This is a genomic window from Enterobacter sp. WCHEn090032, from assembly GCF_003986875.1.
In the GTDB taxonomy this organism is placed as follows: domain Bacteria; phylum Pseudomonadota; class Gammaproteobacteria; order Enterobacterales; family Enterobacteriaceae; genus Enterobacter; species Enterobacter sichuanensis.
In genome coordinates, this window is record NZ_RXRN01000004.1 from 184,717 (window position 1) to 199,304 (window position 14,588).

Sequence of the window (14,588 nt, forward strand, 5' to 3'; positions counted from 1 at the left end):
TAATCCTTTCCCACAAAGCTATGAGTGGTTACTCCCGTTGGTCTATTAAGGATATGTTCATGAATTCTCGCCTGCTGTCCTGCTTCTCGCTTGCCTTGTTGTCTTCCTCGCTTTTCCTTTCCACACAATCGGTTGCCGCCGAAAAAAATGACGGTATCGTTGTTTATAACGCGCAGCATGAAAACCTGGTGAAGTCGTGGGTTGACGGTTTTACCAAAGAAACCGGCATCAAAGTGACTTTGCGTAACGGCGATGACAGCGAGCTGGGTAACCAGCTGGTTCAGGAGGGCAGCGCATCCCCGGCGGACGTATTCCTGACCGAAAACTCACCGTCAATGGTGCTGGTGGATAATGCCAACCTGTTTGCGCCGCTGGATGCAGAGACCCTGAAGCAAGTGCCGGCAGAATATCGTCCGGCGCATGGTCGCTGGATCGGCATCGCGGCCCGCAGCACGGTGTTTGTCTATAATCCGGCAAAACTGAGCGAACAGCAGCTGCCTAAGTCGCTGATGGACCTGGCGAAACCCGAGTGGAAAGGCCGCTGGGCGGCATCACCGTCAGGTGCGGATTTCCAGGCCATCGTGAGCGCAATGCTGGCGCTGAAAGGCGAGCAGGCCACGCTGGAATGGCTCAAGGCGATGAAAGCCAATTTCGTGGCCTATAAAGGCAACAGCACCGTGATGAAAGCGGTCAATGCCGGCCAGATCGATGGCGGTGTGATCTATCACTACTACCGCTTTGTCGATCAGTCCAAAACGGGCGAAAACAGCAAAAACACCCAACTCTACTACTTCAAACACCAGGATCCGGGCGCGTTTGTTAGCCTCTCTGGCGGTGGTGTGCTGGCGTCCAGCAAACATAAAGCGCAGGCGCAGGCCTTCATTAAATACATTACCGGTAAAGAAGGGCAGGAAAGCCTGCGTACCAATAATGCCTTTGAATACGCCGTGGGCGTGAACGCGGCCTCAAACCCGAAACTGGTTCCACTGAAAGATCTTGATGCCCCGAAAGTAGAGCCTTCAACGCTCAACAGTAAAAAAGTTATCGAGCTGATGACGCAAGCCGGCCTGCTGTGATCCTGAAAGTGAAGTGAAGGTGTTATGTCTGGTCTGAGTCTCGACATCGGAAAAAACAGAGTGCAGGAGCCTGCCCGCAGGCGTCCTGCACTGCCGATGGTTGCGTTAGCTGTGTTGTTTTCATTAATGGCGCTTCTGCCTTTGGGTTTTATCATTGCCATTGGCATTGAGACGGGCTGGGAAACCATAAAGGCGCTGGTCTTCCGCCCGCGTGTGGCTGAGCTGCTCAGCAACACGCTGTGGCTGACGGCCCTTGCGGTTCCACTTTGCATCGTGACGGGCGTGGCCATCGCCTGGCTCACCGAGCGCACGCAGCTTGCCGGGCGGGGGATTTGGTCCGCACTGGCGGTCGCCCCGCTGGCTATCCCCGCGTTTGTGCAAAGCTATGCCTGGGTGAGCGTTGTCCCGTCCATGCACGGGCTCTCTGCGGGCGTGTTCCTCTCTGTCCTTGCCTACTATCCGTTTATCTATATGCCGGTTGCGGCGGTGCTGCGTCGCCTGGACCCGACACTCGAAGACGTGGCTGCGTCACTCGGTACCCCGCCCTGGCGGGTCTTTTTCCGCGTGGTGCTACCGCAGCTCAAACTCGCTATCTGCGGCGGTGCGCTGCTGGTGGCGCTGCATCTGCTGGCGGAATATGGCCTGTACGTGATGATTCGCTTCGACACCTTCACGACGGCCATTTATGACCAGTTTCAGTCTACCTTCAGTGGCCCGGCCGCTAACATGCTGGCGGGCGTGCTGGCCCTGTGCTGCCTGGCTATTTTAGTGCTGGAAGGCGTGACGCGCGGAAAAGCACGCTACGCGCGTATCGGCGCCGGGGCCGCCCGTGAACAAAAACGCTGGCCGCTGAAGCCTGCAGCCGCCGCGCTGGGTCAGCTGTTTTTCATCGTGTTGATTGTGCTGGCGCTGGGGGTGCCGTTAATTGTTCTCTGTCGCTGGATTTGGCTCGGCGGCGTTCAAAACTGGCTGAGCGCCGATCTCTGGCACTCGCTGCGCCAGACGCTGATGCTCGGCGTGGGCGGAGCCCTGCTGACCACGGCGTGCGTGATCCCCATCGCGTGGCTCGGTATCCGCTATCCGCGCCGCATCTTCCGGATGCTGGAAGGGTGTATCTATATCACCAGCTCGCTGCCGGGGATTGTCACGGCGCTTGCGCTGGTCACCGTCACCATTCATTACGCCCGTCCCATTTACCAGACGGAAGTCACCCTCTTCCTTGCCTACCTGCTGATGTTTATGCCCCGGGCGCTCATTAACCTGCGGGCGGGAATTGCCCAGGCGCCGGTTGAGCTGGAGAACGTGGCGCGCAGTCTTGGCAGCACGCCCGCGAAGGCGCTCTGGAGCGTCACGATGCGGCTGGCCGCGCCGGGTGCCGCGGCGGGTGCCGCGCTGGTGTTCCTCGGCGTCAGCAATGAATTGACCGCCACCCTGTTGCTCTCTCCACTGGGCACGCGCACGCTCTCCACCGGGTTCTGGGCGCTGACCAGCGAAATTGACTATGTAGCAGCTGCGCCTTACGCGATGCTGATGATTCTGATTTCCCTCCCGCTGACCGCCATTCTCTATATGCAGTCGAAAAAAATTGCAGGGCTATGACATGCTTGAATTAACCGCCATTTCTAAATCGTTCGCTGATGCGCAGGTGCTCGACAACCTGAACCTGAGCGTTGCGCCGGGGAGCAGGACGGCGATCGTCGGGCCATCCGGGTCGGGTAAAACCACGCTGCTGCGGATCCTTGCCGGGTTCGAAACGCCAGATACCGGGCGCATTGTCATGCAGGGAAAAACGCTGTTCGATGAAAACCGTTTTGTGCCCGCCCACCTGCGCCGGATCGGTTTTGTTCCTCAGGAAGGGGCGCTGTTCCCGCACCTTAACGTGGCAGATAACATCGCCTGGGGGCTGGACGGCACCCGCCACGAGAAACGCAAGCGCGTTGAGGCGCTGATGGAGATGGTCTCTCTGGACAGGCAGCTTGCGACGCACTGGCCGCATGAGATTTCCGGTGGACAGCAGCAGCGCGTGGCGCTGGCTCGTGCGCTGGCCCAGCGTCCTTCACTGATGTTGCTGGACGAGCCGTTCTCAGCGCTGGATACCGGCCTGCGCGCCACGACGCGCAAAGCCACGGCCGATCTGCTGGCGGAAGCAGGCGTGGCTTCGATTCTGGTCACCCACGATCAGAACGAAGCGCTCTCCTTTGCCACACAGGTGGCCGTGATGCGCGCCGGGCGTTTCACGCAGGTGGGGACCCCTTATGAGGTCTACACCTGTCCCATTGACGAAGAGACGGCGCTGTTTCTTGGTGATGCCGTGATCCTGCCTGCTCAGCTTGCTGCCGGTTACGCCGTGTGCGCGCTGGGTGAGGTGGCAACGGACAACACACATGCGACAGGGCAGGGCCGCGTGATGCTGCGTCCTGAGCAGCTGCGCGTGACGGCATGTGCCGCGCATGAAAGCCCGTTCTCGATTCTTGATGTGGACTTTACCGGCCAGTTGTCGACGCTCACCCTTGCGTTAGCCGGGGAGCAACAACCCGTGGTTCTGAAAACCGTAAGCCAGCCAGGATGGAACCCTGGCACCGCGGTACGCATTGATATTGCTGGCACTGCGCGGGTATTCGAATATTCTTAATATTCGTTAGTAATTTCATGCAACGGGTTGTTATAAAAGAATTTTCCATGGCCTGTGGCATTTCCTGAGTTTCTCTACCATGCTCATAAAACCTCACCATAATGAGTGGGGCTTTTCGTTGTTGCTGATTAATCTCAAGGAAAAAAGGTTATGAAAAAGACTATTGCTGTTTTGTTGGGAACTGCGTTTTTCTTTACGACTCATGCCTTCGCTGCTGAGCTTCTGACGAAGGAGGAGTTTAAGAAAGTTGAGTCTCAGTATCAGAAAATCGGTACGGTAAACACCTCAGGTGAAGTCTCTATCGATGATGCTAAAAAAGAACTGATCGAGAAAGCTGATAAGCAAGGCGCTGATGTCCTGGTGCTCACCTCCGGGAACACCAACAATAAAATTCACGGTACGGCCAATATTTACAAGAAAAAGTAATGTCGCTGCAGCCACCCCGAAACGGGGTGGCTATTCCCCTCATCGCTTACCACGCCTCCCGTATGAACGCGGTGACACTTGCTAACGCATAGATAATGCGTATAGTTCTCATTTGCATTGCAACCAATAGATTCTAAGGCCCGCTCACGGGTCATTTTTGCGCGCACTTTCAAATGGGTTAACGATGAACAACACCAGATTACATAAAACGCTGCTGGCGCTCGCCGTCGGTGCGGCGACACATTCCGCTTACGCGGCGGATGATCAAAAAGAAGAGACTCTCGTTGTGCAGTCGGCACCAGCCAGCGACTTTACCCCCGGCGGCGACCAGCTTGTGCCGGCTTTCCTCGACGGACAGGTGGCGAACGGCGGGCGTATGGGGATGCTCGGCGAGCAGAATGCCATGGACGTACCCTTTAATATCATCAGCTACACCGCAAAGCTGGTGGACGATCAGCAGGCGAAAACCATTGCCGATGTGGTCGCCAATGACGCTGGCGTGCAATACGTTCAGGGGTATGGCAACAGCGCGGAAACTTACCGCATCCGCGGCCTGAAGTTTGACGGTGATGATATGACCTTTGGCGGGTTGTCCGGCGTTCTGCCGCGTCAGGTGGTGGATGCGCAGATGGTCGAGCGGATTGAGATCTTCAAAGGGGCAAACGCCCTGATGAACGGCGCGGCAAGCTCCGGCGTGGGCGGAATGATCAACCTTGAGCCAAAACACGCCGGCGAACTCCCGCAGGCGAAAGTCGGCGTGGACTACACCTCGGATTCCCAGGTTGGCACCACGCTGGATGCGGGCCGTCGCTACGGCGACAACGACCAGTTTGGCGCGCGGGTGAATCTGGTCCATCGCGAAGGGGAAACCGACGTACCGAACGATCGCCGCCGCACCACGCTGCTCTCCACCGGTCTGGATTACAAAGGTGACAACTTCCGCACCTCGCTGGATCTCGGCTACCAGAAGAAAACCTTCCACGGCAGCCCGACCAGCGTCAATATTTCGGCGGTGGATTTTGTGCCGGAGCCACCGAAAAACGATCGCAACCTTTCCCAGAAGTGGGCCTACAGCAACATCGAGAACGAATTCGGGATGTGGCGCAGCGAATACGACATCACCGACAGCTGGACGGCGTATACCGGACTCGGCGCGCAACACGCTCATGAAGAAGGGACCTACAGCGCACCGAAGCTGCTGGACAAAAGCGGTAAGGCCACGGTCAGCCGCCTTGATACCAATCGCATTAGCGATTCCGTCAGCGGGATGGCGGGGATCCGCGGTCACTTTACGACCGGCTTCGTGTCGCACAAGGTGAACGTGGGTTACTCCGCGATGACCAAAAACGAAAAAATCGCCTGGAAAATGTCCGCGGCGGCAGACAACCCGACCACCAATATCTACCACAACACCGGGGTTGATATGCCGGACAGCTCAAACTTCAACGGCCTGGGCGGCAAATACAGCGATCCGCTGACCAGCGGACGCACCCGCACACAGGGCTGGCTGCTGAGCGATACCCTGGGCGTGCTGGACGACACGCTGCTGTTTACCGCCGGGGCACGTCATCAGAAAGTGGTCATTCGCGGGTATAACAAAGTGACCGGCGCCGAAAACGATGCCGATGGCTTCGACGGCAGCCGCTGGATGCCAACCTACGGCGTGGTCTATAAGCCGTGGGAGCAGATCTCTCTGTATGCTAACCATACCGAAGCGCTGCAGCCGGGTAAAAACGCCCCTGACACCGCCATTAACTACGGGCAGAGCACCGGTATCGTTCACTCTAAACAGAACGAAGTGGGCGTGAAGGCCGACTTCGGTCGCGTGGGTGGCTCTCTGGCGCTGTTCGAAATCAAAATGCCTTCCGCTATTCTCGACAGCCAGACGAAGCATTACGGCCTGGATGCCGAGCAGCGCAACCGCGGCGTGGAGCTGAATGTCTTCGGCGAGCCGATGCTGGGGATGCGCCTCAACGCCAGCGCCACCTGGCTGCAGGCGGAGCTGACCAAAACCAACAACGGTCTCAACCAGGGTAACGATGCCATTGGTGTCCCGAACTTTTACGCCGTGCTGGGCGCGGAATATGACATCAAGCCGATCGAGGGGCTGACCGCCACCGCCCGCGTAAATCACTCCGGCACGCAGTATGCCGACCTCGCGAACAGCAAAAAGCTCGACAGTTACACCACGCTGGATCTGGGGATGCGTTATCGCTTCGCGGTAAATCACAACGAAAACCAGATGACGGTACGTGCAGGCATCGACAACGTGACCAATGAAAACTACTGGGCCAGCGTGGACGATTCCGGTACCTATATTACGCAGGGCGAGCCGCGCACCTTTAAGGTCTCGGTTGGCTACACGTTCTAAGCGTTCCACCCTCGTTATCCTGGGCAGGGACGCCCCACATCGCCCTCATCGTGTTATAAAATTGTAATAAAAGCTTCTTAGACTGGTCGCCAACTCCTTACCTCTTGGCCAATGACAGGAAGCCGCTATGGGCAGACCTCTGAAATCCGTATTTAAAAAAGAACATCGCGACGAAATCAATAACCGCAGCGCTAACCCGGTATTCTCCGAGGTTGCGCAGGTGTTTCTCTCCCGCCGCCGTTTTTTACAGATGGGTGCCGTGGCGGGCGCTGCCGTTTCATTCCCCTTTCTGATCAAACCCGAAAACGCCATCGCCGCGGTATCACAGCCTTCCGCGCTGGCAAAAGCGGTTTCCCTGGGTTTTACCAGCATCGACGTCTCTACGGAGGATACGGTCAGGGTGCCGGAAGGCTATATTGCCCGTCCGTTTTATCGCTGGGGCGACCCGACGGGTATCAAAGATAACATGCCGGCGTTTAAGCCGGACGCCAGCAATACCACGGACGAACAGGCCGTGCAGGCGGGCATGCACCACGACGGTATGGCGTGGTTTAGTCTGCCGCAAGGGGAGCAAAACCCGGCGCATGGCCTGCTGGCGCTGAACCATGAATACATCGACAACGGGATGTTGTTTACCGACGGCACGGCGAACTGGAGTCTCGATAAAGCCCGTAAGGGACAGAACGCGATGGGCGTGTCGGTGGTGGAGGTGAAGAAAACGGGCAGCGACTGGCAGGTCGTTCGTCCCTCTTCTTATGCCCGCCGTATTACCGTCAATACCCCGATGGCGCTTACCGGTCCGGCACGGCATCAGGACCTAATGAAAACCGCCGCCGATCCGCAAGGGGAGCGCGTGCTGGGCACCATGCAAAACTGCGCCAACGGACATACGCCGTGGGGCACCTATCTCACCTGCGAGGAGAACTGGTCGGATATTTTTGTTAAAAAAGCCGATCGCAACCCGCTGGAAAAACGCTACGGCATCAGCGACAGCGATGACTCCTACCGCTGGAACGAAGTGGATGAGCGGTTTAACGTCGATAAAACCCCCAATGAACCCAACCGCTTCGGCTGGGTCGTGGAGATTGATCCCTACGACCCAGCCTCCACGCCGCGTAAACACACCGCCCTGGGCCGCTTCAAGCATGAAGGCGCCGCCGTCACGCTCGCCGCCGATAATCGCGTGGTGGTCTATATGGGAGATGACCAGAAGTTTGAGTACATCTATAAATTTGTCTCGGACAAAAAATACGATCCTGCAAACCGTGAAGCCAATATGCAGCTGCTGACGTCCGGTACGCTGTACGTTGCCCGCTTCAACGAGGAGGGTAGCGGCGACTGGCTGCCGCTGATCTTCGGGCAAAATGGTCTGGATCAAGACCACGGTTTTGAAAACCAGGGCGATCTGCTGATTAAAACCCGCCTCGCGGCTGACGTAGTAGGGGCAACGAAAATGGATCGCCCCGAGTGGATAGCGGTCGACCCGCACGCCAGCGGCAGCGTCTACTGTACGCTCACCAACAACAGCGATCGCGGGAAAGAGGGTAAGGCGCCGGTTGATGCCGCCAACCCGCGCGCTAATAACGTGTTTGGTCATATTATGCACTGGCACGAAGAGGGGGCCGATCCTGCCGCCCCACGCTTTAAATGGGATATTCTGGTAATGGCCGGGCGTACCGACAGCGACGATCCGAAGGCCAAAGGTTCGATGCAGGGGGCGGCCTTCGGCAGCCCCGATGGCCTGTCGTTCGATCACCAGGGCGTACTGTGGATCCAGACCGACGTCTCCTCCAGCACTATTAACAAGAAAGCCTACGAGGGGATGGGCAATAACCAGATGGTGGCCACCATTCCGGGTACCAATGAGTACCGCCGTTTCCTGACCGGACCGCGCGGGTGTGAAATCACCGGGATTGCGTTTACGCCGGACAACCGGACGCTGTTCATTAACATTCAACATCCGGGGGAGGGCGGGGATGATATCACCGACCCGGCCAATCCGCGTGCCGTCTCCAACTGGCCAGATGCAAACCCGAGCGGACGCCCGCGTTCCTCAACGGTGGTGATCACCAAAGCGGACGGCGGGATCATCGGCTCATAACCTCTCATCGCCGGGTGCATAACGTGCCCCGGCGTTAAACTTGCTACCGCCAGCATGAAGTGTTAAAACGTGCCCCTTCTAAAAAAGAGACAGGGGTAGGACGTGAAAGACGCGTCATCCGCTTCAGGCAACGGTAGCGCTGAAGCTTCGTCGGAACAGAATCCGACGCTGCAACGTGGTTTGCAAAATCGACATATTCAGTTAATTGCCCTTGGCGGCGCAATCGGTACCGGGCTGTTTCTCGGCATCGGCCCTGCCATTCAGATGGCCGGTCCGGCGGTGCTGCTCGGTTACGGCATTGCCGGCATTATCGCCTTCCTGATCATGCGCCAGCTTGGCGAGATGGTCGTTGAAGAGCCGGTTTCAGGCTCCTTCGCACACTTTGCGTATAAATACTGGGGCCCGTTCGCAGGCTTCCTCTCCGGCTGGAACTACTGGGTAATGTTTGTGCTGGTGGGAATGGCCGAACTGACCGCCGCAGGCATCTATATGCAGTACTGGCTGCCCGATGTCCCGACGTGGGTCTGGGCCGCTGCCTTCTTTATTATCATCAACGCCGTCAACCTTGTGAACGTACGCCTGTATGGTGAAACCGAATTCTGGTTCGCGCTGATTAAGGTGCTGGCGATCATCGGCATGATCGGCTTTGGCCTGTGGCTGCTGTTCTCCGGTCACGGCGGCGAACGAGCGACCATCGACAACCTCTGGCAGCACGGCGGCTTCCTGGCCACGGGCTGGAAGGGGCTGATCCTCTCCCTGGCGGTCATCATGTTCTCGTTCGGCGGGCTGGAGCTGATTGGGATCACCGCTGCTGAAGCGCGCGATCCGCATAAAAGCATTCCGAAAGCGGTCAACCAGGTGGTGTACCGTATTCTGCTGTTTTACATCGGTTCACTGGTCGTGCTATTGGCGCTTTATCCATGGGTGGAAGTGAAATCTGACAGCAGCCCGTTTGTGATGATTTTCCACGATCTGAACAGCAATGTGGTAGCCTCGGCGCTGAACTTCGTTATTCTGGTGGCCTCGCTGTCGGTGTATAACAGTGGCGTTTACTCCAACAGCCGTATGCTGTTTGGTCTCTCCGTGCAGGGCAATGCGCCGAAGTTCCTCACCCGCGTCAGCCGCCGTGGCGTGCCGGTCAACTCTCTGCTGCTCTCAGGGGCCATTACCTCGCTGGTGGTGCTGATTAACTACCTGCTGCCAAAATCTGCCTTTGGTTTGCTGATGGCGCTGGTTGTCGCCACGCTGCTGCTGAACTGGATCATGATCTGCCTGGCGCACCTGCGCTTCCGCGCCGCCATGCGCCGCAAGGGGCGTGAGACGCAGTTTAAGGCGCTGCTCTACCCGGCAGGAAACTACCTCTGTATCGCCTTCCTGGGGCTGATTCTGGTGCTGATGTGCACCATGGATGCGATGCGCCTGTCCGCGCTGCTGCTGCCGGTGTGGGTGGTGTTCCTGTTTATCGCGTTTAAATTATCCCGAAAAAAGTGATCTGCTTTTCTCCCTCTCCCCGTGGGAGAGGGCCAGGGTGAGGGCAACAGACCGCACCCGTCTTCAAGCCCGGTGGCGCTACGCTTACCGGGCCTACATGTTCCGGGCCGTTATTATTTTGTAGACCGGATCAGCGAAGCCGCCAGCCGGTCTGCAACGTGCAATATCAAATCTGAAACGCTATCCGTTTCCCATTCGGTAACGTGACATCAATGCTCAGTTCACCGCCGAGGGCACTGACATAGCGTTTGAGTGTTGAAAGCCGGGGATCGTTACCCGGCTGTTCGATTTTCGCTACAGTGGGTTGTTTTACCCCCATTGCGTTGGCCAGTTCCGTCTGCGAAACATTGAGCTCTTCCCGCAATTGATTCAGGGCAACAATTCTGCGCATCACTTCAACTTTAGCCGCAATACGCTCCTGACTTTCCGCGCTCTGTTGTGCCATAAGTTCTTTTAGCGTTGCCATATGGCCTCCTTATCAGCCAGATGTCTGCTGTACTAAACGTCAGCCAGCGTAATTATTTCTTTATAAAACCGTTTTTGGTTACAACCGGTTTTGTCTCCTGCACAGAGCACAATCGCTTTACGGTCAGGATCAAAAGCAAAAAAGGCCCTGATGGGTTTGCCCGCATGCTGAATGCGTAACTCTTTCATATTCGCATAGGCTGAAGCCTTTACGGTGTCTACATATGGCCGCCCAAGCGTTGGGCCAAACTCAGCAAGGATATGCATCATCGCCAGCACATCTTCTTTCAATGCTGTTGTTTGTTCAAAGAACCATTCATCAAATCTGTCCGTTGTCTCGACGTCCCACATCGTTTCTCCTGTTGCTTCCTCGCTGTTTTATTTTATAGCCTATTGGCTATAATGGCAATCAAACGCCTCGTTTTGATATACAGCACCTTTATCGTGACCCCCCTCCCAAATCTTCTACGATCCACAGGATCTTTATTTTGTAATCGATTACTTTTTACCTGAACTGTTTTGTAATCGATTACTTTTTGAGGGTGGGGCTCATCATGGTGTCAACAACTGAAAGTAGTGGAAAGGCGATAGCACAGCACCGGCTGCTGGTTCCGCGGCTGTCGCTGATGATGTTTCTGCAGTTTTTTATCTGGGGTAGCTGGTCGGTCACGCTGGGTCTGGTGATGACCCAGCACAACATGTCTTTGCTGATTGGTGATGCATTCTCTGCCGGGCCAATCGCCTCTATTCTGTCGCCGTTTGTGCTTGGCATGCTGGTGGATCGCTTCTTTGCCTCGCAAAAGGTCATGGCGGTGATGCATCTCGCCGGGGCGGCGATCTTGTGGTTTGTGCCGGGCGCGCTGATTGCTGAAAACGGTGCGCTGCTGATCGGACTGCTGTTTGGCTACACGCTCTGCTACATGCCAACCCTTGCGCTGACTAACAACATTGCGTTTCACAGCCTGGCAAACGTCGATAAAACCTTCCCGGTGGTTCGCGTATTCGGCACTATCGGCTGGATAGCGGCGGGGATATTTATTGGCGTTACCGGTGTGGCGGCAAGCGTCACCATCTTCCAGGTGGCGGCGGCCAGCTCCGTGCTGCTGGCCCTCTATAGCCTGACGTTGCCGCACACGCCAGCCCCCGCTAAAGGGCTGCCGGTTAAGGTGCGCGATCTGTTCTGCGCGGATGCCTTCGCGCTGCTAAAAACCCGTCACTTCTTCGTCTTTTCCGTCTGCGCGATGCTGATTTCCGTGCCGCTCGGTACCTACTACGCCTATACCGCGTCTTATCTGGCAGACGCAGGGATTGCAGATGTCAGTACTGCCATGTCGTTCGGGCAGATGTCGGAGATCGTCTTTATGCTGGTGATCCCGCTGCTGTTCCGCCGTCTGGGCGTGAAAGTTATGCTGCTGATCGGCATGCTGGCGTGGTTCGTGCGTTACGCCATGTTTGCCCTCGGCGTGAGCGAAGAGGGACGTTTCCTGCTGTACATTGGCATTCTGCTGCACGGCGTGTGCTATGACTTCTTCTTTGTGGTGGGCTTTATCTACACCGACCGCGTGGCGGGCGAAAAAGTAAAAGGCCAGGCGCAGAGCATGATTGTGATGTTCACCTACGGTATCGGGATGCTGCTCGGCTCGCAGATTTCCGGGGCGCTCTACAACCGCCTGGTGGCGGGGCAGACCGTGCCGCAGGCGTGGGTGACATTCTGGTGGATCCCGGCGGTGGCCGCCGCGGCGATCGCGCTTATTTTCCTTCTCACGTTCAGGTATGACGGTGACAAGGCGTAACGTTCTGGAGGTGGTATGAGGACGATGAAAGGACCCAGTATTTTTCTGTCGCAGTTTATTGGCGAAGAGGCCCCGTTTAACGCGCTCGACGGCCTGGCTGGGTGGGCGGCAGATAAAGGCTATAAAGCGGTGCAGATCCCCTGCAATCATCCGCACATTTTTGATGTAGAAAAAGCCGCAGAGAGCCAGGCCTACTGCGATGACGTCACCGCTAAGCTGGCCGCACACGGGCTTGTCATCAGCGAGCTGTCGACCCATCTTGAAGGGCAGCTTGTGGCGGTTAACCCGGCTTACAACGACGCGTTTGACCATTTCGCGCCCGCGTCCGTGCGCGGTAACGATGCGGCCCGCCGGGCGTGGGCCACGGAGAAACTGAAGCAGGCGGCGATCGCCTCCGCCAGACTGGGCCTGAAAGCGCACGCAACGTTCTCCGGCTCGCTGGCCTGGCCGTTTTTTTACCCGTGGCCGCCGCATAACGAGCAGCGTTTCCAGGAGGCGTTCGCGGCGCTGGCAGCCCGCTGGCGACCGATTCTGGATACCTTCGATGAACAGGGCGTAGACGTCTGTTTTGAGCTGCATCCGGGGGAAGATCTGCACGACGGGGTGACGTTTGAGCGTTTTCTGGCGCTGGTAGATAACCACCCGCGCTGCAACATTCTCTACGACCCGAGCCATATGCTGCTGCAGCAGATGGACTACCTGGCTTTTATCGACATCTATCACGCGCGCATCAAAGCATTCCACGTGAAGGATGCCGAATACCGCGCCAGCGGGCGGAGCGGGGTGTATGGCGGCTATCAGCCGTGGATCAACCGTGCCGGCCGCTTCCGTTCGCTGGGCGACGGACAGATCGACTTCAGGGGCATTTTCAGCAAACTGACGCAGTACGACTACGACGGCTGGGCGGTACTGGAGTGGGAGTGCTGCCTGAAGGATGGCGATACCGGTGCCCGCGAAGGCAGCGAGTTTATCCGCCGCCACATTATCCCGGTCTCCGGGCGCGCGTTTGACGATTTCGCGGCAGGAGGCAGCCATGATTAACGTCGGCATTATCGGCAGCGGGTTTATCGGCCCGGCGCATATCGAGGCGCTCAGGCGCCTGGGTTTTGTGCAGGTCGTCGCGCTGGGCGACAGCTCGCTGGCGCAGGCGCAGGAAAAAGCGCGTCGGCTTAACGTCCCGCACGCCTACGGCAGCGTGGATGCGTTACTCGCACATCCCGATCTGCATGTGGTGCACAACTGCACGCCAAATCACCTGCACGCAGAGATTAACCGCCAGATCCTGCGCGCGGGAAAGCACATCTTTTCCGAGAAGCCGCTGTGCATGACCCCGGACGAGGCCCGCGAGCTGGTGGTGCTGGCAGAGCAGGCGGGTGTGGTACACGGCGTCAGCTTTGTCTATCGCCAGTTTGCGATGGTGCGACAGGCCGCGAGCATGCTGCGCGCGGGCAGCATCGGACGGGTGTTTGCCGCGCACGGCAGCTATCTGCAGGACTGGATGCTGCTCGAAACCGACTACAACTGGCGGGTGGATGCCGCGCTGGGCGGGGCGTCGCGCGCGGTGGCGGATATCGGCTCCCACTGGTGCGACACGGTGCAGTTTGTCACCGGCCGCCGCATCACTGAGGTGATGGCCGACCTCGCTATCGTCTGGCCGACGCGCAAGGCTAGCGTGGCCGGAAATCAGACCTTCGTGCACGAGGAGCACGCCCGCTATGAGGACAAGCCGGTCACCACCGAAGACTTCGGCTCGGTGCTGTGCCGCTTTGACGACGGCAGCAAGGGCAGCTTTAGCGTCTCGCAGGTGAGCGCCGGGCGCAAAAACCGCCTGACGTTTGAGATCAACGGCAGCGAGCGGTCGGTGGCGTGGGATCAGGAGAGCCCGCAGCAGCTGTGGATAGGCCATCGCGCACAGGCAAACCAGACGCTCAGCGACGATCCAAGCCTGATGAACCCAGACGTGGCCGACAGCGCTCATTTCCCCGGCGGGCATATTGAAGGCTGGCCGGACGCCTTCAAAAACATGATGGCGCAGTTCTACCGTGCCGTGCAGGCGGGCGCAATGCCGGAACGGCCTGCGTTTGCCACCTTCCATGATGGCGCGAACGTGATGTATATCATTGATGCAATAGTAAAAAGCCACCAGCAACAGCGCTGGGTTCGCGTGGCGCAATGACGCGTTGCCCGGTTCGCCGGGCAACAAATTTATGGTAGCCTGCACAAAACGCTAACC

The 14,588-nt window shown here is 57.7% G+C and carries 12 protein-coding genes; 10 read left to right on the plus strand and 2 right to left on the minus strand.

Annotated features, from left to right (window positions below; translation table 11 throughout):
• Positions 1–59 precede the first annotated feature (59 nt).
• The 7 genes from EKN83_RS05340 to pheP all read left to right on the plus strand — a co-directional run bounded on the left by EKN83_RS05340 (position 60) and on the right by pheP (position 10,097).
• Positions 60–1,076 (plus strand): iron ABC transporter substrate-binding protein, encoded by a 1,017-nt coding sequence (locus tag EKN83_RS05340; RefSeq protein WP_025759517.1) that lies wholly within the window; start codon positions 60–62, stop codon positions 1,074–1,076.
• A gap of 24 nt (positions 1,077–1,100) precedes the next feature.
• Positions 1,101–2,675 (plus strand): ABC transporter permease, encoded by a 1,575-nt coding sequence (locus EKN83_RS05345; RefSeq protein ID WP_025759519.1) that lies wholly within the window; start codon positions 1,101–1,103, stop codon positions 2,673–2,675.
• A gap of 1 nt (position 2,676) precedes the next feature.
• Complete coding sequence (locus EKN83_RS05350; RefSeq protein ID WP_126800471.1) at positions 2,677–3,708, plus strand: ABC transporter ATP-binding protein; 1,032 nt, start codon at positions 2,677–2,679, stop codon at positions 3,706–3,708.
• Positions 3,709–3,858: 150 nt separating this feature from the next.
• Entirely contained in the window at positions 3,859–4,134 is a 276-nt protein-coding gene (gene yahO, locus EKN83_RS05355; RefSeq protein WP_025759522.1) for a DUF1471 family periplasmic protein YahO, read from the plus strand.
• A gap of 184 nt (positions 4,135–4,318) precedes the next feature.
• Positions 4,319–6,505, plus strand: coding sequence for a TonB-dependent receptor (locus EKN83_RS05360; RefSeq protein ID WP_126800472.1), 2,187 nt, complete (start codon positions 4,319–4,321; stop codon positions 6,503–6,505).
• 127 nt (positions 6,506–6,632) lie between these two features.
• Positions 6,633–8,606, plus strand: coding sequence for a PhoX family protein (locus EKN83_RS05365; RefSeq protein WP_126800473.1), 1,974 nt, complete (start codon positions 6,633–6,635; stop codon positions 8,604–8,606).
• Positions 8,607–8,708: 102 nt separating this feature from the next.
• A complete protein-coding gene (pheP, locus tag EKN83_RS05370) occupies positions 8,709–10,097 on the plus strand; it encodes a phenylalanine transporter (protein WP_025759524.1) in 1,389 nt (462 codons plus the stop codon).
• Between the two features lie 166 nt (positions 10,098–10,263).
• Here the strand turns inward: pheP and EKN83_RS05375 are convergent, their stop codons facing one another.
• Complete coding sequence (locus EKN83_RS05375) at positions 10,264–10,563, minus strand: helix-turn-helix domain-containing protein (RefSeq protein ID WP_025759525.1); 300 nt, start codon at positions 10,561–10,563, stop codon at positions 10,264–10,266.
• 32 nt (positions 10,564–10,595) lie between these two features.
• Positions 10,596–10,913 (minus strand): type II toxin-antitoxin system RelE/ParE family toxin, encoded by a 318-nt coding sequence (locus EKN83_RS05380; RefSeq protein ID WP_126800474.1) that lies wholly within the window; start codon positions 10,911–10,913, stop codon positions 10,596–10,598.
• 203 nt (positions 10,914–11,116) lie between these two features.
• Between EKN83_RS05380 and EKN83_RS05385 the strand changes: the two genes are divergently transcribed.
• The 3 genes from EKN83_RS05385 to EKN83_RS05395 are packed head-to-tail and all read left to right on the plus strand — an operon-like array spanning position 11,117 to position 14,531.
• Positions 11,117–12,355, plus strand: a complete 1,239-nt coding sequence (locus EKN83_RS05385) for an MFS transporter (protein ID WP_126800475.1) — start codon at positions 11,117–11,119, stop codon at positions 12,353–12,355.
• A 15-nt stretch (positions 12,356–12,370) separates the two neighbouring features.
• The gene (locus EKN83_RS05390; RefSeq protein ID WP_126800476.1) at positions 12,371–13,396 is read left to right on the plus strand and encodes a sugar phosphate isomerase/epimerase family protein; all 1,026 of its coding nucleotides are present in this window, start codon (positions 12,371–12,373) and stop codon (positions 13,394–13,396) included.
• Positions 13,389–14,531 carry a Gfo/Idh/MocA family protein gene (locus tag EKN83_RS05395; RefSeq protein WP_126800477.1) on the plus strand — a complete coding sequence of 381 codons (1,143 nt, stop codon included), beginning with the start codon at positions 13,389–13,391 and terminating at the stop codon, positions 14,529–14,531. The genes EKN83_RS05390 and EKN83_RS05395 overlap by 8 nt, the downstream gene beginning before the upstream one ends.
• Positions 14,532–14,588: the final 57 nt, after the last annotated feature.